The organism is Vibrio sp. Vb1574, from assembly GCF_033338675.1.
In genome coordinates, this window is record NZ_JAWOTC010000024.1 from 46,119 (window position 1) to 65,354 (window position 19,236).

Sequence of the window (19,236 nt, forward strand, 5' to 3'; positions counted from 1 at the left end):
GATTATTCGATCTTCAGTTTCTTGATGATCTTTTCACCAAACTCAGATCGGTCAAAGATCCACCAACAGGCTATTTATCCACACTCACCTGCTATTCGTTTAGATGATTACAACAAAATCAACCCCAAAAATGCATTTTAACCCCTGTTTATTCATACAGACCCCGCCAGGATCTTATCAATACCTCCTCCACCTGTGGATAAGTTATGAATTGATCGTTCTTACACCGCCTCGGTGAAATCTTAAACAGTAGATTTGGTCGGAGTTTGATAAACTATATTTTTTGTAATACCACCTTGTAACTATGAAACCAGAACCACAAACAGAAGCAGAGCTATTGGAACGAGCGCATGATATGGCAGGACTCTGTTTTGCTGAGTTGGCCGCCGAGGCGAATATGATTGTTCCTGAAAACTTAAAACGTGATAAAGGTTGGGTGGGTCAATTACTCGAATGGCACTTGGGCGCTCCAGCTGGCAGTAAACCTCAACAAGATTTCGCAAAACTAGGGATCGAGTTGAAAAGTATTCCGATCAGTTACTCTGGCAAACCTTTAGAAACAACCTTTGTTTCTGTGGCGCCCCTCACTGGTGTTCATGGTCTTACATGGGAAACAAGTCATGTTCGAAACAAGCTATCTCGTGTCCTTTGGGTACCCGTAGAAGGAGAACGAGAAATCCCACTCCCTGAAAGACGTGTGGGCAGTCCACTCATTTGGTCACCAGATGAAGAAGAAGAACGGATTTTGCGAAATGACTGGGAAGAGTTAATGGAGATGATCGTCTTGGGAAGATTTGATCAAATTTCCGCCAGACACGGAGAAGCGCTGCATCTTCGCCCTAAAGCCGCAAATGCAAAAGCGCTCACCGAAGCATATAACTCAAATGGTAAGCCGATGAAAACTCTGCCCCGAGGCTTTTACCTTAGAACACAGTTTACTGAACAGATCTTACTCAAGCACTACATTAACACTCAACCAGAATAAAACTATATCAGCTATTTAGTGCGTCACGAGCGATAACTCAATATCGCAGTATGAGGCTGCCTCTTCAGTGCCACATTCGTCATACGCATTGCGCAGCCTTAAATACGCTTTATCGACCCCTAGCCTCAATAGTTCTTCTTTTACTAAGTCTAGAGAGCCAAAATGTATCGGGTCTTCACCGTCTTTAATCGGCTCAAGTTGATGCTTGTACTCCACAGCTAAAAGATAGTCAGAGACATCAGAACACCCAATCACAAATACTTTGGGAGTTTTATAAGTATCTTTATGTGGACCATGTAGCCACATGTCCAATTGATGCTTCTGCATAACATACCTCCTTCACACGATCATTTAAGTGTAGTTAGGCTAACTGTAGCTTTCGAGTTTGCTCTTCCTTTATACGTAAATCATTTGCGATTGCGGCTACAAATCCCCTATATTGGAGTCACTTATTTAGTCGGTAACTCTTCAAGGACGTGATATGCAATACACAAAACTACCGCACTCATCACTTGAGATCAGTAAAATCTGCCTCGGCACTATGACGTTTGGCGAGCAAAACACAGAAAAGGACGCCTTTGAACAGCTCGACTTTGCCCTCGATCATGGGGTGAACTTCATCGATACCGCAGAGATGTACCCTGTACCGCCAAACTCGGAAACACAAGGGCTCACCGAGCAATACATCGGTAATTGGTTAGCAAAAAGCGGCAAAAGAGAGAAAGTAGTACTGGCAACAAAAGTGGCAGGCCCTCGCAATGTTCCTCACATCAGAGACAACATGAGCCTTAATCGTCGCCACATCCATACAGCAATTGATGACAGCCTTAATCGTCTACAAACCGATTATGTCGATTTGTACCAACTACATTGGCCGCAGCGTCAAACCAACTGCTTTGGTCAACTCAACTACCCATACCCTGACAAACAAGAAGAAGTCACGTTAATTGAAACGTTGGAAGCGCTTACTGAATTAGTGAATGCAGGTAAAGTGCGCTATATCGGCGTATCCAACGAGACGCCGTGGGGTGTGATGTCGCTATTGCGTTTGGCAGAAAAACACGATTTGCCAAGAATTGTCTCCATTCAAAACCCATATAACTTATTGAACCGCAGCTTCGAAGTTGGCTTGTCTGAAATCAGCCATTACGAGGGCGTTCAGTTACTTGCCTACTCTCCTTTGGCATTTGGCTGCCTGAGTGGTAAATACCTAAACGGGGCAAAACCTGAAGGCGCTCGATGCACTAAGTGGGAGCGTTTTGCGCGCTACTTCACTCCGCAAGGTGTTAAAGCGACCGAAGCTTACGTCAATTTAGCTCAAGAGCATGGCCTAAACCCTGCACAAATGGCGCTCGCGTTTGTCAATCAGCGTCCATTTGTTGCTTCTAACATTATCGGAGCAACAAACCTAGACCAATTAAAAGCCAATATCGACAGTATTGATTTGCAACTTAGCGACGAACTACTTACTGAAATTCAAGCAATAGGTACAACTTACTCGAATCCTTGCCCTTAACACTACCACCTTCAAACGAAAACAGCTGATCTTCAAGATCAGCTGTTTATCCAATGAAGTCATACTTCATATAAAAAGTTAAGCGTGTTGAATGACTCGTTAGCAACTCAGTCAGCCCAACACGCTAACGATTACGTCATTATTCGCGACGTTAAGACTCGACGAAGGTGACGAACTCGACGTTCAACTTTTACTGCATCCGGAACATTGGCACGTGTAGAACGACCATCGCGATCTAAACCAATATCCCTCAATAGATGAACATTCGTCCATGGAATATCATGAGCAGTTCGGCGTATGGTACGCTGCCATTGCTTTTCTTCGCGTTTAAGGTCTGCTTTTAATAGCAAAGTGGCCAATTGTAAGTAAATAGAGTGACGCATAATATTTTCTCCGATTATCGATGTATTCGACTGGGAAAAATAATGCGTAAAATGAACAGAAATATTCTGTTGATACTAAGCCGCTACTTTCCCGCAGCCTAGTAATAAATATGATAGGTTACGGATTAATTTTTATCTTGTGAGCCAGTGGTATTGGTATCATCCGATTTAAGGGTTATCGGAGCGATAGGCATACGATCAGCGCAAGCAGTGGTGTTAACAACGTAATGTTTCATCTTGCGCCTCCTAGCTAAAAATTAATCCGTTTATGAAAGGTATAACTCATTGAGTTACGGTTAAATTGTAAGCTTTGATGAATATATATCAAACATTTTTTGCCTTTTTGATTAAAAACAAATCAATACACCGCAATTTAGTTTCATATACTTTTATGTATAACATATTCACCTGAGGAATATATAAATTTGCGGATTTTATAAATCAAACCAAACAAAAATAAAAAGAGCGGCTCTGTGGCCACTCTCTTTTATTGTATTTATTCGCCTATTTAACACAGGGAAAGGCCAACTACATGGCTTGTTCGGAAATCAAGTTATGTTTATTAAGTAGTCGATACATGGTTGCACGCGAAACTCCGAGCTCTTTCGCCGCATTTGAAACTTGACCAGAATGAGATTCCAAAACAACCAGCAACGCATCACGTTCACTCTTCTCTCGGATTGATTTCAAGCTGCGCTTTGAGTCATTACGTTGAGGTAAATCTAAGTGATGATCTTCAATCATTACGCTGTCGGACATTAATACCGCTCGCTTCACTTGGTTCATCAGCTCACGCACATTTCCAGGCCAGAAATAACGTGTCAGTGCCTTGAATGCATCCTCAGAAAAGCTTTTTGCTTGCGAGTTGTACTCTTTTGAGAACTCTTGTAAGTAGAAACGAGCCAGCAATGCGATGTCACTCGCACGTTCTTTCAAGCTAGGGACATTGATGCGCAGAACGTTGATGTAATGGTAAAGCTCTTCATTGAAGTCACCGTCAATCAAAGCTTTTTCAACATCCGACGAGTTAGCAGCAAGAATACGCACGTTAACCGCTTTTACGCCATCTTTGGTATCAATGGTGCCTTCTTGCAAGAATCTCAGCAGATTCATTTGCTGCTCTTTTGAAATGGTAAGAATGTCATTAAACAACACGGTGCCACCATCTGCTTGTTCAAGCAGGCATGCTTCCATATCTTCATCGGCGTTAATACCAAATACTTCAGCTTGGAAACGTTGTTCATTGAGTGCGCGACAGTTAATTGCCATAAACGGTTTATGAGAGCGTGAAGAGACTTTATGGATGGCCCTAGCAACCGCCTCTTTACCAGTCCCACTTTCCCCAGAAATCAGAATGCTGACGTCCGTTGGACCAATGCGCTTCACTTGATCGCGTAAACGTTTCATCGGGATAGATTCACCGATCAAACCCATATCTAAACTGCTACCAAAACTAGGCCAAACTTTTTTCTCCAATTTAAGCATGCCAAGCTGGTGACCTATTGTGCTTAATAACTGTGCATCTGGGATCGGCGCTGTGAAAAAATCGATACAAAAGTTAACAATGAACTGGCATATGGTGTCAGTGCCAAGCTGAGATTCACGAATAAACGCTAACCAACGTACGTGTTTGTGAGAGCTGACTAAGTTCGCCAAACCATTCAAGCTGAACTCGTCATGGCTGAGATCAACAATACCGATACATGGACCAATATCTTCTAACAGCGTATTAGCTTTGCGTAAGTCACCTACTTGATGACACTTCCAGCCCACTTGCTCCAGTACCGATAACCAAGGCTCATAAGTACCGCCAACTACCACAAGCGATCCCGGGATGGAATCCATCTTAAACTGCCCAGCCATTCTCTAACCCTTTTTCATTGTTAATAGAAATTTTGTGCCACAAACTTATCTTTGCGAGCGGGTAACATTATCGAGACTCCGCCCCCTCACGTCTGTCTCAGTATTAAGACTATGCAATAGATTGAGATTTGGCGAATGTTTATTTGCATATCCCATTAAAAGGCAAGTGCAACAACTTGAATTACCTTAACTAAAAGGCAAAAAAAAACCACCCGAAGGTGGTTTTTTTACTCATCCTATCGAATTACGCTTGCGGGCGCATTGCAGGGAATAAGATCACGTCACGGATAGTGTGCGTGTTAGTCAGTAGCATAACCAAACGGTCGATACCGATACCTTGGCCTGCTGTTGGCGGTAGGCCGTGCTCTAGAGCAGTGATGTAGTCTGCATCGTAGAACATTGCTTCGTCGTCACCAGACTCTTTCGCTTCAACCTGTGCTTTAAAGCGTGCATCTTGGTCTTCAGCATCGTTAAGCTCTGAGAAACCGTTCGCTACTTCACGGCCACCGATAAAGAACTCAAAGCGGTCTGTAAAGAACGGGTTATCATCGCTACGACGAGCCAACGGAGAAATATCTGCTGGGTAACCAGTGATGAACGTAGGCTGCATTAGCTTAGGTTCTGCTGTTTCACCAAAGATCTCTTCAAGAAGCTGACCGCATGTCCAGAAAGGTTCTACTTCAACGTGAACAGATTTCGCGATAGAAACCATTAGATCACGGTTTTGTAGGTCTTCTTCTGTTAGCGCTTGGATTTGCGCGTGGTCTGGGTTGTAGTGCTTGATTGCTTCGAACATGCTCATACGAGTGTAAGTACCACCAAACTCAACCGTTTCATCACCGTAAGGCATTGACGTTGAACCTAGAACTTCTTGCGCCACTGAGCTTAGTAGTTCTTCAGTTAGGTCCATCAGATCTTTGTAGTCTGCGTACGCCATGTAGAATTCCATCATTGTGAATTCTGGGTTGTGGCGTGGAGAAAGGCCTTCGTTACGGAAGTTACGGTTGATTTCGAATACGCGATCAAAACCACCAACAACTAGACGCTTCAGGTATAGCTCTGGCGCGATACGTAGGTACATTGGCATGTCTAGTGCGTTGTGGTGCGTGATGAATGGACGCGCACTCGCACCGCCAGGGATAACGTGCATCATTGGCGTTTCAACTTCCATGAACTGCTTAGAGATCATGAAGTTGCGGATTGCAGACATTACTTTAGAACGTACTACGAACGCTTGACGAGAGTCTTCGTTAACGATCAGGTCAACGTAACGTTGGCGGTAACGCATCTCTTGGTCAGTTAGACCGTGGAACTTTTCTGGAAGTGGACGTAGTGCTTTGGTTAGCAACTCGTACTCTTCCATGTTCACGTATAGGTCACCCTTACCAGACTTATGAAGTGCACCTTTAACACCGATGATGTCACCGATATCTAGACCTTGGTATTTTTCTTTAAGTACTTTTTGAACCGCTTTGTCAGCATAAGCTTGGATACGGCCAGAAGTTTCTTGAATTACCAAGAATGGACCACGTTTAGCCATGATACGGCCAGCGATTGCTACTACGTGGTTAAGCTCTTCTAGCTCTTCCTTCGTCTTTTCACCGAACTCTTTCTGAAGGTCGCCCGCTAGTGCGTCACGACGGAAGTCGTTTGGATGGCCGTTCGCTTTGCAGCTCTTTCGGATTGCATCCAGTTTAGCGCGGCGTTCAGCAATCAGCTTATTTTCTTCTAGTACAGTTTCGTTTTGAACAGCATCAGTCATTTTCGATGTATCCTGTTTTTGTCGGTGAAAAGCTTTATAGACCTGATTTCAGGCTAGCTTCAATAAATTTGTCCAGATCGCCATCAAGAACCGCTTGAGTATTACGGTTTTCAATGCCCGTACGGAGGTCCTTAATACGTGAGTCATCCAATACGTAAGAACGGATCTGGCTACCCCAGCCAATGTCAGACTTAGCGTCTTCATTAGCTTGTTTTTCCGCATTTTGCTTTTGCAATTCAAGCTCAAATAGCTTCGCTCGAAGCTGTTTCATTGCCTGATCTTTGTTCTTATGTTGAGAACGGTCATTCTGACACTGAACCACTGTGTTCGTAGGTACGTGCGTAATACGTACCGCAGATTCTGTGGTGTTTACGTGCTGACCACCTGCGCCTGACGCACGGTAAACGTCAATACGTAGGTCGGAAGGATTAATGTCGATGTCGATGTTTTCATCAATCTCTGGATAGATGAACGCAGAAGCAAATGACGTATGGCGACGACCGCCTGAATCGAACGGAGATTTACGAACAAGACGATGGACGCCCGTTTCAGTGCGTAACCAACCGTACGCATACTCACCAGAGATGCGAACTGTTGCCGACTTAAGACCCGCGACTTCACCTTCAGAGACTTCAATCACTTCAGCTTTGAAGCCCTTCGCTTCTGCCCAACGTAGGTACATACGCAGCAGCATGTTAGTCCAGTCTTGTGCTTCTGTACCACCAGAACCTGCTTGCAAATCGATGTAACAATCAGAGCTATCGTGGTCGCCAGAGAACATACGACGGAATTCAAGCTTTTCTAGCTTCTCTTCCAACTCAGCAAGTTCTGGTTCAATTTCGTCAAATGTTTCTTGATCTTCTTCTTCTACAGCCAGCTCAAGAAGACCTTCTACATCTTCCACACCTTGCTCTAGTTGATCAATGGTTTCAACAACCGCTTCTAGTGATGCACGCTCTTTACCCAGTGCTTGCGCACGCTCAGGTTCGTTCCATACATCTGGTTGTTCAAGTTCTGCGTTGACTTCTTCTAGACGCTCTTTCTTCGCGTCATAGTCAAAGATACCCCCTCAGGACATTTGTGCGCTGAGACACGTCCTGCAGACGGTTTTTAATTGGATTGATTTCAAACATGTTTACTCAACATTTTAGAATAGAATTTAACCGAGAAATTCTACTGAAAAATGTGACCGAGATACAGGAAAATTTCGGATGAGAAATCAGATTGCGGTGAGAGAGAGCACGGTCATAAAATTTTACGCCCACTTAGGGGCAACCGTACTCTATAAGAAAGGTTAATCTAGGTATTACTTAGCTTCGATATGGTCGATCATCAATTGCAATGATTGATTACCACGAAATTCATTCACATCCAGCTTATACGCGAGACGTACTGTTTTAACCGATGCATCTGGCCATCGGCGTAGATCAACATTGAATGCAATGCCGTCGATCATCACATTGGTAGGGTGACCTTTATAAAGCGGCTCTAACATCAATTTAAGATGCTTCTCACCCACCAGCTTTTGATGCAGTACTTTAAACTCACCATCAAAGATTGGTTCAGGGAAGGCTTGTCCAAAAGGGCCACCCGATCGCAGCTGTTCAGCAACATGCATAGAGAACTCTTCCGGCTTAAGTTCACCATCTGACATGATCACGCCTTTTAGCGCCGCTTCATCGAGTTCCTTTTTTACCACTTCATCAAACAAACGACTGAAACGCTCAAAATCCTGCTCTTTAATCGTTAAGCCTGCTGCCATGGCGTGTCCACCAAACTTGATGATCAAACCCGGGTTTTGTGTGTCGATGAAATCCAACGCATCGCGCATGTGTAGCCCCGGAATAGAACGACACGAGCCTTTAATCGTCCCTTCTCCGCCATCAGCAAATGCAATGACTGGACGGTGAAACTTCTCTTTAATGCGCGAAGCCAAAATACCAATCACACCTTGGTGCCAATCACGCTGGAATAAGGCTAAGCCATAAGGAAGCTCATTGCCTTCACCAAACTGAAGGCGCTCACAGAAAGCCATCGCTTCTTGCTTCATGCCTTCTTCAATCTCTTTACGAGTTTGGTTCAAGCCATCCAATTCACTTGCCATGCGACGAGCAGCGTGGATGTTGTTACACATCAATAGTTCAACACCGAAAGACATGTCATCAAGACGACCTGCAGCGTTAATACGTGGACCTAAAGCAAAGCCAAAGTCAGACGCAACTAAACGACGCGCATCGCGCTTCGCGACCTCAATTAATGCTTGGATGCCGGGACGCGCTTTGCCAGCACGAATACGTTGCAAGCCTTGGTGTACAAGAATGCGGTTGTTTTCATCCAATGGAACGACGTCGGCGACGGTACCCAGTGCAACAAGGTCAATCAGTTCCATCAATTTGGGCTCTTGCATCCCCTGTTCTGCAAACCAATTGTGTTTTCGCATATGAACGCATAGTGCCATCATAAGATAAAACGCGACCCCTACACCCGCAAGCGCTTTAGATGGAAAGCTACAGCTCTCAAGGTTTGGGTTCACCATTGCATCCACATCAGGCAACACTTGTCCTGGCAAGTGGTGATCGGTAACAAGCACAGTAATGCCATTTTCTTTTGCGTAACGCACGCCTTCGATTGATGAGACGCCGTTATCCACCGTCATGATCATCTCAGCGCCAAGCTCTAAGGCTTGGTCAACGACTTCTGGGCTTAACCCATAACCGTCTTCAAAACGATTTGGCACTAGGTAATCCACATTGTGACTACCAAGCATACGCAGCGCGAGCACTGATAATGCTGAGCTTGTCGCGCCATCAGCGTCAAAATCACCGACAACGATGATGCGTTTTTGTTCTTTTATCGCCTGAAACAAAAGATCGACAGCTTGCTCAATCCCCCCGAGTTTTTGATATGAATGCAACCCACGGGCCGACGTTTCTAATTGTGAAAGATCCGTTATCCCACGGTTGATGTAGATACGTTTAAGAATCGGAGGAATGGAATCAGGAAGAAGGGAAAGATCAGGTTCAGGACGTCGTTGAATTTCTATCATGCTTAAAAGAGCCGACAACTTTGCCGGCTCTGCTCCTAATGGATTATAGTTGCTTTAAACGTTTCAATAGCTCTGCAGGTGGTAGGTAGCCACCAACCATTTCGCCATTCGGTAAGAAGATTGCTGGCGTACCAGAAATACCCAATTGGCGACCTAGATTGTAATGCGCCTGGATGGTTTCTTTACACTGTTTCAAGTCTTTCGCAGGGTTATCAAATGTACGATTCACTTTCGCGTTGTGCATTGCCGACGCCGGATCTTCAGCACACCAAATCGTTGCCATTTGCTCCGCTACAGGGCCAGTTGCACCTTGGCGAGGGTAAGCCATGTAACGCACTGTAATACCTAGATCATTATAGCCTTGCATTTGGCTATGCAGACGCACACAGTAACCACAGGTGATATCGGTGAATACGGTCACAACGTACTTTTCATCGTCGGCTTTGTATTCGATCATGCTATCGGAGAACTGCGCAATTTTCTCGGCGTTAAGCGGCGCTTGACGCTCTGCTATGACATCTTTGTAACTGCCATCATCATTAATGGCATAAAGCGTACCGGCGATAAAATGGCTACCATCATTTGAAGCAAACAGGATCCCGCCATTGGTTTGAATTTCCAATAAGCCAGCGACGTCTGATGGTTGAATATCAACGATAGATAAACCAAGCTTTGAGAACTTAGTTTTTAATGCTGCTTCATCAAAGCCGCTTTGTGCAGCTGGCGCCACTTGTTGCGCAGGAGTCTCCGTTTGAGCCTGACTTTCTTCTGCACCACAAGCGGTAACAAAAAATGGTAAAGTCAGCAGAGTTAGTCGGCGTAATACGCTCATGAAATTCACCTTAATGTAAAATCGTTTTTCCAAGAAGACATGGATGAATCTAACCATTGTTATGCTCTTGGGTGGTGTTGACTGTGGATCTGCTTCAATCGTTCAGTCGCCACGTGAGTATAAATTTGCGTGGTCGATAAGTCACTATGTCCTAAAAGCATCTGTACGACCCTGAGATCTGCGCCATAGTTCAATAAATGCGTGGCAAAGGCATGACGCAGTACGTGCGGCGACAGCTGATCCGTGTCAATCCCTGCTATCAAAGCATAGTACTTAATACGGTGCCAAAACGTCTGACGAGTCATTTGTCTTGCGCGTTTACTAGGAAAAACAATATCAGATGATGTATCACCAAGTAACGCAGGGCGCCCTTGTTGAATGAACGTCTCGATCCAATCGACCGCGTTTTCCCCCATAGGAACCAGGCGTTCTTTACCACCTTTACCAGTCACGCGCACCACCCCTTGGCGCAAGCTAACATTTTCCATGGTCAAACTGACGAGCTCTGTCACACGCAACCCTGTCGCGTAGAGTAGCTCTAGCATCGCTTTATCGCGCAATTCTATAGGGTCATTCGGGTCTGGCGCTTCGAGCAACGCGTCCACTTGCTCTTCACTAATATCTTTGGGTAAACGTTGTGGCAGTTTAGGGCTAACCAAGAGCGCACTCGGGTCATCAGCACGCACCTTCTCACGATGCAGGTATTGAAATAAACGACGAATAGCCGACAACATACGCGCACGGGACGTCTGTTTGTAATCTAAGTCTACAAGGTGGCTTTGATATTCTTGCAAGCCAGACAAACTGATAAAATCAAGACGGTATCGATGTTTTTCCATCCACACGAGCAGCTTCATTAAATCGTTTCGGTAGGAAGCCAACGTGTTCTCTGATAGACCACGCTCCATCCACATCGCATCTAAGAATTGCTCAACAAACGAAAAATCTTGTTGATTGACAGGCTGTTGTGCCGTCATGAATGCTTCCTTATCTGTTTATATTTACAGTATTTAGATTAAAGCACCTGCCAATCCAATACCATAAAAAATCATCCCACATAGGATATTCGCTGCAATCTTCCTCAATTTATGGTTAGAATCTTCCACAACAGCAACACAAATAACGACGAATATAATGAAAATCGGACTCTTTTACGGCTCAACGACCTGCTACACAGAAATGGCAGCAGAGAAAATTCGTACCCTTATTGGTGAAGACCTTGTCGACATTCACAATGTGAAAGAGACACCGTTATCACTAATGGCGGACTACGACTTATTACTCCTTGGCATCTCAACTTGGGATTTTGGTGAAATTCAAGAAGATTGGAACGCGATTTGGCAAGACATCGCGACCACACCACTGAAAGGCAAAGTTGTAGCGCTGTTTGGTCTGGGTGACCAAGAAGGTTACGGAGAGTGGTATTTAGATGCGATGGGCTTACTTCACGATGAATTACAAGCCACAGGCGCAACCTTTATCGGTTACTGGCCAAATGAAGGCTACGAATTTGAAGCATCGAAAGCACTGATCGAAGATGGCAGCAAGTTTGTTGGACTTGCGTTAGATGAAGACTCACAGTACGAACTGAGTGATGAACGCATCGAAAAATGGTGTGAACAAGTTCTTGTGGAATTCCACGACACGCTTTAATAGCGCAAACACGTCATCATTAAAAAGTAAAAAGCCCGATGAAGTAATTCATCGGGCTTTTTATTATCTTGATAACGCGAAGTGATTACGCGGTTTCTTGTGCTAGTTCTGGGCGAGGTTTCGCGATGAAGAACATGCACACGATAGCCGCAAATGTTGGAAGCACCCAACCCATGCCGACTTCGAATAGTGGCAACATGTTAAACGCAGAAACATCAATACCCGATACTTTTGCCGCATCAACCAACGCAAACAACAGAGATACAAGCAGTACCGCGCGGTAAGCAAAACGTGGATTTGGCAGTTTGCTGCGCACAAATGTTAGTGCAACCAACGCAATCGCCACAGGGTACAGCGCAAACAATACTGGCACTGACAGAGAAATCAGCTGTGCAAGACCAACGTTTGCAACCAATGCACAAACAGAACCATTAATCAGTACCCATTGCTTGTATGACAGTGGTGTTTTCGAGCTGAAGAAATCTGAACACGCAGAAATCAAGCCAATCGCGGTTGTCAGACACGCTAGCAATACGATGACAGACAGAACGATTTGACCGTATGGACCAAACAACGCTTGAACGTATTGGCTAAGCACTAGGCCACCATTATCAGCACCAGCAGCAACCGTTGCACTCGTCGCACCTAAGTAAAATAGTGAGATGTAAACAAACGCAAGACCAGCAGCAGCAATACAACCTGCATAGATCAGATATTTAGTAGTTGCAGAGCGCTCAGTAATGCCTTTACCGCGCAGTGCATCAACCATCAGCATACCAAACATCAATGACGCGAACGTATCCATTGTGTTGTAGCCTTCTAAGAAGCCTTTGGTCAGAGGCTGCGTTAGGTATTCACCGTGCGCGCCAATCATATCGCCCTGAGGATCAAGGAAGACAGCGACAGCAAGAATGATCAAACCAACGAACAATGCTGGTGTCAGTACTTTACCGATAAGATCGATCAAACGGCCTTGGAACCATGAGAACATCATCGCCGCAATAAAGAAGATCACTGAAAATGCAGTGAGATGCGTTTGTGACGCTTCAAGGAAGAAAGGTTTCACCGCCATCTCGTAAGCCACTAGGCCAGTACGAGGCGCAGCAAACGCAGGACCGATGATGATGAAGATCAACGCAGCCATAATAACCGCTGCTTTTTTCGGAAGATCTTGCGTTAAGTGATCCCAAGAACCACCAGCAACAGCAATAGCAACGATAGTAATAAGAGGTAGACCTACCGCTGTCAGCAAGAAACCAAACATAGCTGGCATTAAGTTTTCACCCGCTAACTGACCCGCTAGAGGTGGAAAGATAATATTGCCCGCACCTAAAAAGAACGCAAATAGCATAAAGCCTACTGCGATAATATCTGTTAGTTTTAACGTCTGCTTCACAGATAACCCTTGTCTTTTAATTAATGAATGTTGTGTATGCTTAGACCACTTTTTGTATACCTAAAGTCAATAAGTACACGTGGTTCAATCTATAAAATTTTCGCCGCATAATGACGAAAGACTCATCATTTGGCAACCTTTAAGAAAAAAACACCATATTAATTTAGTTTTCAAACTTAAAAGCAGTGGATATAACCAGATCCAAATAACAGACCAGTTCTTTATCTCGATCAATTAACAATACAATTTAATAACCAACAAAACAACAATCTATACAATTAATAAACAATAGAGTAATCCACTTAATTATTGAGCAAATATAAAACAATCATGAAGAACAAAAAACTGAAAACTAAAGGTTTCAATTTTAAGCAATTTTGTATTGAGGGCGGCGAGAGTGGTATGCCAGTCAGCACAGATGGGGTAATGCTTGGTGCTTGGATTCAAAGCCCTAACGACGCTAAAATTCTCGATATTGGCACTGGCACTGGCCTGCTTGCCCTGATGTGTGCTCAACGCTTTACGGAAGCTCAAATAACCGCGGTCGATATCGAATTAACAGCCGTTGCTGCCGCGCAAAAAAATATGGCCCAGTCTCCTTGGTCAGATCGTGTAAGTGTGCATCACACCGACATACTGCACTTTACGCCGACACATTCATTCCAACGCATCATTTGTAACCCGCCCTACTTCAACAGCGGCGAGCAATCGAAACACAGTCAACGTGCAACCGCGAGGCACACTGATACGCTAGGCCATAACGCATTGCTACAGCGTTGCTATCATTTGCTTGATGACGAAGGGAGAGCTAGTTTTGTGTTGCCAATCACCGAAGGCGAGCAGTTCATTGAGCTAGCATTAAACCAAGGTTGGTATCTATCGAGGATCTGTCGTGTGCAACCATCAGAAAAGAAACCAGTACACCGATTGTTATTTGAACTGTCAAAACGACCTTGCGATTTGCAGACGTCACATTTAATTATCCGTTCAAATGACGGCTATAGTGATGATTTCATCCAGTTAACCCGCGAGTTTTATCTTAAGATGTGAAATAACATGTGATCCTTATCACCAATCACTTTATAATGTGCGACCTTTTTGTATTCTATGCTGTTGTGGCGAACCATTAACCAAGCTTTGCTTGTGGAGAACTCATTGTGATCAGAACCTTTGCTGAACTTGATCTAGACCAAAACCTACTTGAAGCCATTGAAGAGATGGGTTACGAACGCCCAACAAAAATTCAGGCAGAAGCGATTCCACAAGCGTTGGACGGTCGTGACATTCTAGCGTCAGCGCCAACAGGAACTGGTAAAACGGCCGCCTTCGTCCTGCCAGCATTGCAATACTTGCAAGACTTCCCTCGTCGTAAGCCTGGGCCTGCGCGTATTTTGATCCTAACGCCTACTCGCGAACTGGCGATGCAAATTGCCGATCAAGCACGTGCTTTGGCAAAAAATACCAAACTCAACATTTTCACTATCACTGGTGGTGTTCAGTACCAAGAGCACGCCGACATCCTTGCAACAACACAAGACATTGTGGTTGCGACACCTGGCCGTTTAAAAGAATACATTGATGCAGAACGTTTTGATTGTCGTGCAATCGAATGGTTAATCCTTGATGAAGCAGACCGTATGCTAGATATGGGTTTTGCTCCTACTGTCGATCGCCTATCTAACGAATGTCGCTGGCGTAAGCAAACCCTTCTGTTCTCAGCAACGTTAGAAGGGAAAGGCGTAGAAGGCTTTACCGCTGATCTGTTGAATGACCCAGCAGAGATTGATGCAAAATCACCGCTGCGTGAGCGTAAGAAAATTGCTCAGTGGTATCACCGAGCTGATGATGCTGAACACAAACTGGAATTACTAAAACACATTATTACTCAGCAAGCTGAGCGCACTATCGTCTTTTTAAAGACTCGTGAGCGTTTGGCTGAGCTACGAGCGCAGCTTGAAAGCGCACAGATTCCATGTTCTTGGATTCAAGGTGAAATGCCGCAAGATCGTCGTAACAATGCGATTTCTCGCTTCCGCGATGGAACTGTGAACGTGCTGCTCGCGACGGACGTTGCTGCGCGTGGTATCGATCTTCCGGATGTATCACACGTTATCAACTACGACATGCCACGCACGGCTGATGTTTACCTTCATCGTATCGGCCGTACTGCTCGCGCAGGTAAGAAAGGTAACGCTATCTCAATCGTAGAAGCACACGACCAACCAATGATGGATCGCGTTGCACGTTACGTGAAAGAAGACATCAAAGAGCGTTTCGTGAAAGAGATGCGTCCTAAACACAAAAAGCCCGTGTTTAAGAAGAAAAAGAAAAAAGACGACAAGAAAAAAGTAGCGAAAAAGAAAACCGCTAAGAAGAAGTAATCTTGTTGGGGCCAAGTAGCTCAAGCTAGAAAATAACAAAGGGTTGGCAATGCCAACCCTTTTTTCGTTTGTGCTGAAAGAGATTAACGTCGATTACGTCTCAATCAGCTTTATTTTTGCTCTTCGCGTTTAAATACTAACTCTGTTGGCGTCGATTCATCTTCCACAAAGTAGTAACCCGCCGTATCAAACTTAGTCAGGTCTGCCACGCTCTCAACACGGTTTTCAATGATGTAACGCGCCATCATACCGCGCGCTTTCTTCGCGTAAAAACTGATGACCTTGTATTGACCATTCTTACAATCTTTGAATACTGGCGTGATCACTTGCGCATCTAAATTCTTTGGCTTAACCGCTTTAAAGTATTCATTTGATGCAAGGTTGATAAGGACATTATCGCCTTGAGCAGAAATCGCTTCGTTAAGCTTGTCCGTAATAACATTGCCCCAAAACTGGTACAAGTTCGTACCCTTGTCGTTTGCAAGCTTGGTACCCATTTCAAGGCGGTATGGCTGCATCAAATCAAGTGGTTTTAGTAAACCATAAAGACCCGATAGCATACGCAGATGATCTTGAGCATATTCGAAGTCCGCTTCAGATAAACTTTCGGCGTCTAGCCCTGTGTAAACGTCACCTTTAAATGCAAGAATGGCTTGTCGTGAGTTTTCCGTGGTAAACGTTTCACTCCACTCTTGGAATCGGCCCACATTTAAATCGGCAATCTTGTCGCTCACTTTCATTAAAGAGGCAACATCAGCAGGAGTCAGTTTGCGGCATACATCGATAAGCTCTTTTGAGTATTCGACCAACTCAGGTTGAGTAAATTTTTCTGTCGCTAACGGAGACTCGTAATCAAGAGTCTTCGCTGGAGAAACTACGATAAGCATGACTTTCCCTTCTCTAATTTTGTTTTTAATAGGGTACAAAAAAAGCCATGCATTGTCTGCATGGCTTTTTACATCGTACTAATAGCTTTCAACTATGAGTGATAGCTCACTTAGTCTTTTTTATCGTTGTACCAAATGCCTTCTTCAAGCTGAGATTTCAGCTCCGGGAAGTCATTCGCATCAAATGTTGGCACTTTTCCTTCACCAAGCTGGCGGTTGTAATCTTTGGCCAGTTTAATCACGATGCCAGATAGCAAGATGATCGCCACCAAGTTGACTATCGCCATCAGACCCATAGAGACGTCAGCAAGCGACCATACGACTGGTAACGAAGCTAGTGCACCAAACATCACCATACCAAGAACAATAACGCGGAAAATGCTTAAGCCCGCTTTATGATTGTGCTCTAGGAAGATTAAGTTCGTTTCAGCATACGAGTAGTTTGCAATGATTGAAGTAAACGCAAAGAAGAAGATTGCCACAGCAACAAAGATGCCGCCCCAATCGCCAACTTGTGAGCTCAATGCACGCTGAGTTAGCTCGATACCCGTCACTTCTGTTGCTTGACCGACATACTCACCAGACATCAGGATGATAGCCACTGTCGCAGAACAGATAACGATCGTATCCATGAACACGCCTAGCATCTGTACGTAACCTTGAGACGCTGGGTGTGGTGGGTAAGGTGTTGCTGAAGCTGCCGCGTTAGGTGCAGAACCCATACCTGCTTCATTCGAGAATAGACCGCGCTTGATACCGTTAATCATTGCCTGTGCAATTGCGTAGCCAAGACCACCTGCTGCTGCTTCTTGCAGACCAAATGCACTCTTAAAGATAAGCATCAATACATCAGGTAATTTCTCTAGGTTAGAGAACATGATGAACAGCGCTAGGGCTAGATAAAGTAGTGCCATGATCGGAACGATCATCTCAGCAACTCTTGCGATACGCTTGATGCCACCGAAAATAACAATTGCAGACAGTAAAACAACGGCAATACCGACATACAGGTTATTCCAACCAAATGCGTTGCTCATTGCATTGGCAATTGAGTTAGCTTGTACGGCGTTGAATACCAAACCAAAAGCGATGATTAGGAAAACTGAGAACAACACGCCCATCCAACGCATGCCCAGGCCTTTTTCCATGTAGTAGGCAGGACCACCACGGTAGTTGCCATCATCATCTTTGGTTTTGTATAGCTGCGCCAGTGTGCTCTCAGCAAACGATGTTGCCATACCAAGCATTGCAATCAGCCACATCCAGAAGATCGCACCAGGACCACCCGCAGTCAATGCAACTGCAACGCCCGCCATGTTACCTGTACCAACACGTGCAGCAAGACTAGTACAAAGCGCTTGGAAAGAGGAAATACCAGCTTTGTCTGCTTTACGGCTGTTCTTAAGAACAGAGAACATGTGGCCGAAATGGCGGAACTGAATGAACCCTAATCGAACGGTGAAGTAAATACCAACACCAACAAGAAGATAAACCAGAATCGAGCCCCAGAGGAGATCGTTCATCAAATTGATTAAGTCTGTCATGTGTACCTCAAAGTGAGTTGCGCCAGTCTATGCGTCCTAGCCATCCACCAAATTGCCTGCTAAGTGTCAAAGTGTGCTTAGCTTTTTAAGTAATGTTTATGGGCAATCTAGAATCGTAAACGTCGCTTCATGCATCCATTTTACGTACCAGCGTATTTTTTGACGGGCGGATAATGCAACCTAGGAGCGCAAAAATCAATATGCAACAACAAGAATAATGTTGTTATTTTTCACTATAAAGTCACCAAAAAATAACATAAATAGAAGACTTAACACTCAAACTGCGCAACATTTCAATTACCAAACACCAACATAAATAATTATTCTTCATTAAATGGAATGGCAAACCGTATAAACAAGAACAAGCTAGTATTCACAAGGTGTTACATAAATTTACGCTAGTGACTTACCATCTAATTGAACACTATTCCATCAAACTGATTTTATGCAACTTTAACCTTTGCGCAGTGCACCCATTCATCAAATCGAATTAACATAGAAAATCTCTCTATTTAATCGTTTTCTTGAGATCGTTTGTGCATTTTTTATCCACATCGTTGCAATAAAAAGTGTGATTTTGAGAATATTTTTGCACGAAAATGTCATGCTACCGACACAAATGCGAAATATATCATGGTTATTCTCACGGCTATTGTGGTACTTAAAAAACTCCACAAGGACTGGTTACAACAGTTTAGCTTAAGAAAGGTAAAGGTGGCTTATGGAAGGCTTTCAACTAGATGACATTTTTAATCTGGATACTACCTCAACAACCAAATCTCGTGCCAAACCAGTAAAGCGAAAGTGGCGTGAAATAGAAGAGATGAACGACAGACGCAATTTGCTTAAAGAGCTGCGCGAACTTGATGTCTGTACCGATTATAACTTGGAAGACATTAAACTCTAATTCAAGTAAATTACCACCTTCTAAAGAAGGTGGCTTTGTGTGAGCCCCCTAAAAGGGGGCCTTTGTTTAGTCCAGCGCCAA

17 protein-coding genes are annotated in these 19,236 nt (G+C 44.3%); 6 read left to right on the forward strand and 11 right to left on the reverse strand.

The window, feature by feature from the left end; all coding sequences use genetic code 11:
• Positions 1-304 precede the first annotated feature (304 nt).
• Entirely contained in the window at positions 305-985 is a 681-nt protein-coding gene (gene mutH / locus R7O12_RS15230; protein WP_005385968.1) for a DNA mismatch repair endonuclease MutH, read from the forward strand.
• Between the two features lie 15 nt (positions 986-1,000).
• On the opposite strand, the gene R7O12_RS15235 is transcribed toward mutH, so the two are convergent.
• Positions 1,001-1,312 carry a DUF6482 family protein gene (locus R7O12_RS15235; RefSeq protein ID WP_005381772.1) on the reverse strand — a complete coding sequence of 104 codons (312 nt, stop codon included), beginning with the start codon at positions 1,310-1,312 and terminating at the stop codon, positions 1,001-1,003.
• Between the two features lie 154 nt (positions 1,313-1,466).
• On the opposite strand from R7O12_RS15235, the gene R7O12_RS15240 reads away from it, so the two are divergent.
• Positions 1,467-2,501: an NADP(H)-dependent aldo-keto reductase gene (locus R7O12_RS15240; RefSeq protein ID WP_005381774.1), complete on the forward strand. Its 1,035-nt coding sequence runs from the start codon at positions 1,467-1,469 to the stop codon at positions 2,499-2,501.
• Between the two features lie 131 nt (positions 2,502-2,632).
• Here R7O12_RS15240 and R7O12_RS15245 read toward each other — a convergent pair whose 3' ends face one another.
• The 7 genes from R7O12_RS15245 to xerD form a co-directional block, all read right to left on the reverse strand.
• Positions 2,633-2,884 carry a hypothetical protein gene (locus tag R7O12_RS15245; protein WP_005381776.1) on the reverse strand — a complete coding sequence of 84 codons (252 nt, stop codon included), beginning with the start codon at positions 2,882-2,884 and terminating at the stop codon, positions 2,633-2,635.
• A gap of 528 nt (positions 2,885-3,412) precedes the next feature.
• Complete coding sequence (vpsR, locus tag R7O12_RS15250; RefSeq protein WP_005385970.1) at positions 3,413-4,747, reverse strand: cyclic-di-GMP-binding transcriptional regulator VpsR; 1,335 nt, start codon at positions 4,745-4,747, stop codon at positions 3,413-3,415.
• A 244-nt stretch (positions 4,748-4,991) separates the two neighbouring features.
• Positions 4,992-6,509 (reverse strand): lysine--tRNA ligase, encoded by a 1,518-nt coding sequence (gene lysS / locus R7O12_RS15255; protein WP_005382861.1) that lies wholly within the window; start codon positions 6,507-6,509, stop codon positions 4,992-4,994.
• Positions 6,510-6,543: 34 nt separating this feature from the next.
• Positions 6,544-7,642, reverse strand: a protein-coding gene (prfB, locus tag R7O12_RS15260; RefSeq protein ID WP_100068604.1) for a peptide chain release factor 2 whose coding sequence is annotated in 2 segments (ribosomal slippage) — positions 6,544-7,566 and positions 7,568-7,642 — 1,098 coding nt in all. Because the reading frame shifts where the segments join, the coding sequence is not laid out codon by codon here.
• Between the two features lie 173 nt (positions 7,643-7,815).
• Positions 7,816-9,555 (reverse strand): single-stranded-DNA-specific exonuclease RecJ, encoded by a 1,740-nt coding sequence (recJ, locus tag R7O12_RS15265; RefSeq protein WP_017821504.1) that lies wholly within the window; start codon positions 9,553-9,555, stop codon positions 7,816-7,818.
• Positions 9,556-9,598: 43 nt separating this feature from the next.
• Entirely contained in the window at positions 9,599-10,387 is a 789-nt protein-coding gene (dsbC, locus tag R7O12_RS15270; RefSeq protein ID WP_005381786.1) for a bifunctional protein-disulfide isomerase/oxidoreductase DsbC, read from the reverse strand.
• 59 nt (positions 10,388-10,446) lie between these two features.
• Positions 10,447-11,364: a site-specific tyrosine recombinase XerD gene (gene xerD / locus R7O12_RS15275; RefSeq protein WP_318101982.1), complete on the reverse strand. Its 918-nt coding sequence runs from the start codon at positions 11,362-11,364 to the stop codon at positions 10,447-10,449.
• Positions 11,365-11,521: 157 nt separating this feature from the next.
• On the opposite strand from xerD, the gene fldB reads away from it, so the two are divergent.
• The gene (gene fldB / locus R7O12_RS15280; RefSeq protein WP_005381790.1) at positions 11,522-12,040 is read left to right on the forward strand and encodes a flavodoxin FldB; all 519 of its coding nucleotides are present in this window, start codon (positions 11,522-11,524) and stop codon (positions 12,038-12,040) included.
• A gap of 85 nt (positions 12,041-12,125) precedes the next feature.
• On the opposite strand, the gene brnQ is transcribed toward fldB, so the two are convergent.
• The gene (gene brnQ / locus R7O12_RS15285; RefSeq protein WP_005382851.1) at positions 12,126-13,436 is read right to left on the reverse strand and encodes a branched-chain amino acid transport system II carrier protein; all 1,311 of its coding nucleotides are present in this window, start codon (positions 13,434-13,436) and stop codon (positions 12,126-12,128) included.
• A 330-nt stretch (positions 13,437-13,766) separates the two neighbouring features.
• On the opposite strand from brnQ, the gene R7O12_RS15290 reads away from it, so the two are divergent.
• A complete protein-coding gene (locus R7O12_RS15290) occupies positions 13,767-14,486 on the forward strand; it encodes a tRNA1(Val) (adenine(37)-N6)-methyltransferase (RefSeq protein WP_104978805.1) in 720 nt (239 codons plus the stop codon).
• A 107-nt stretch (positions 14,487-14,593) separates the two neighbouring features.
• A complete protein-coding gene (srmB, locus tag R7O12_RS15295) occupies positions 14,594-15,817 on the forward strand; it encodes an ATP-dependent RNA helicase SrmB (RefSeq protein ID WP_005381797.1) in 1,224 nt (407 codons plus the stop codon).
• 110 nt (positions 15,818-15,927) lie between these two features.
• Here srmB and yaaA read toward each other — a convergent pair whose 3' ends face one another.
• Both yaaA and R7O12_RS15305 read right to left on the reverse strand, forming a co-directional pair.
• The gene (gene yaaA, locus R7O12_RS15300) at positions 15,928-16,704 is read right to left on the reverse strand and encodes a peroxide stress protein YaaA (protein ID WP_005382848.1); all 777 of its coding nucleotides are present in this window, start codon (positions 16,702-16,704) and stop codon (positions 15,928-15,930) included.
• A 110-nt stretch (positions 16,705-16,814) separates the two neighbouring features.
• Entirely contained in the window at positions 16,815-18,248 is a 1,434-nt protein-coding gene (locus tag R7O12_RS15305) for an alanine/glycine:cation symporter family protein (protein WP_005381800.1), read from the reverse strand.
• A 721-nt stretch (positions 18,249-18,969) separates the two neighbouring features.
• On the opposite strand from R7O12_RS15305, the gene R7O12_RS15310 reads away from it, so the two are divergent.
• On the forward strand, positions 18,970-19,155 hold the full coding sequence (locus tag R7O12_RS15310; RefSeq protein ID WP_005381805.1) for a DUF3545 family protein: 186 nt from the start codon (positions 18,970-18,972) through the stop codon (positions 19,153-19,155).
• The last annotated feature ends 81 nt before the right edge of the window (positions 19,156-19,236 follow it).

Excerpts from the sequence above, each read along its gene's own strand:
- fldB (WP_005381790.1), top strand. The coding sequence starts at position 11,522 with ATGAAAATCGGACTCTTTTACGGCTCAACGACCTGCTACACAGAAATG.
- mutH (WP_005385968.1), top strand. The coding sequence starts at position 305 with ATGAAACCAGAACCACAAACAGAAGCAGAGCTATTGGAACGAGCGCAT.
- R7O12_RS15305 (WP_005381800.1), bottom strand. The coding sequence starts at position 18,248 with ATGACAGACTTAATCAATTTGATGAACGATCTCCTCTGGGGCTCGATT.
- vpsR (WP_005385970.1), bottom strand. The coding sequence starts at position 4,747 with ATGGCTGGGCAGTTTAAGATGGATTCCATCCCGGGATCGCTTGTGGTA.
- R7O12_RS15310 (WP_005381805.1), top strand. The coding sequence starts at position 18,970 with ATGGAAGGCTTTCAACTAGATGACATTTTTAATCTGGATACTACCTCA.
- R7O12_RS15290 (WP_104978805.1), top strand. The coding sequence starts at position 13,767 with ATGAAGAACAAAAAACTGAAAACTAAAGGTTTCAATTTTAAGCAATTT.
- R7O12_RS15240 (WP_005381774.1), top strand. The coding sequence starts at position 1,467 with ATGCAATACACAAAACTACCGCACTCATCACTTGAGATCAGTAAAATC.
- xerD (WP_318101982.1), bottom strand. The coding sequence starts at position 11,364 with ATGACGGCACAACAGCCTGTCAATCAACAAGATTTTTCGTTTGTTGAG.
- lysS (WP_005382861.1), bottom strand. The coding sequence starts at position 6,509 with ATGACTGATGCTGTTCAAAACGAAACTGTACTAGAAGAAAATAAGCTG.
- R7O12_RS15245 (WP_005381776.1), bottom strand. The coding sequence starts at position 2,884 with ATGCGTCACTCTATTTACTTACAATTGGCCACTTTGCTATTAAAAGCA.
- recJ (WP_017821504.1), bottom strand. The coding sequence starts at position 9,555 with ATGATAGAAATTCAACGACGTCCTGAACCTGATCTTTCCCTTCTTCCT.
- yaaA (WP_005382848.1), bottom strand. The coding sequence starts at position 16,704 with ATGCTTATCGTAGTTTCTCCAGCGAAGACTCTTGATTACGAGTCTCCG.
- dsbC (WP_005381786.1), bottom strand. The coding sequence starts at position 10,387 with ATGAGCGTATTACGCCGACTAACTCTGCTGACTTTACCATTTTTTGTT.
- R7O12_RS15235 (WP_005381772.1), bottom strand. The coding sequence starts at position 1,312 with ATGCAGAAGCATCAATTGGACATGTGGCTACATGGTCCACATAAAGAT.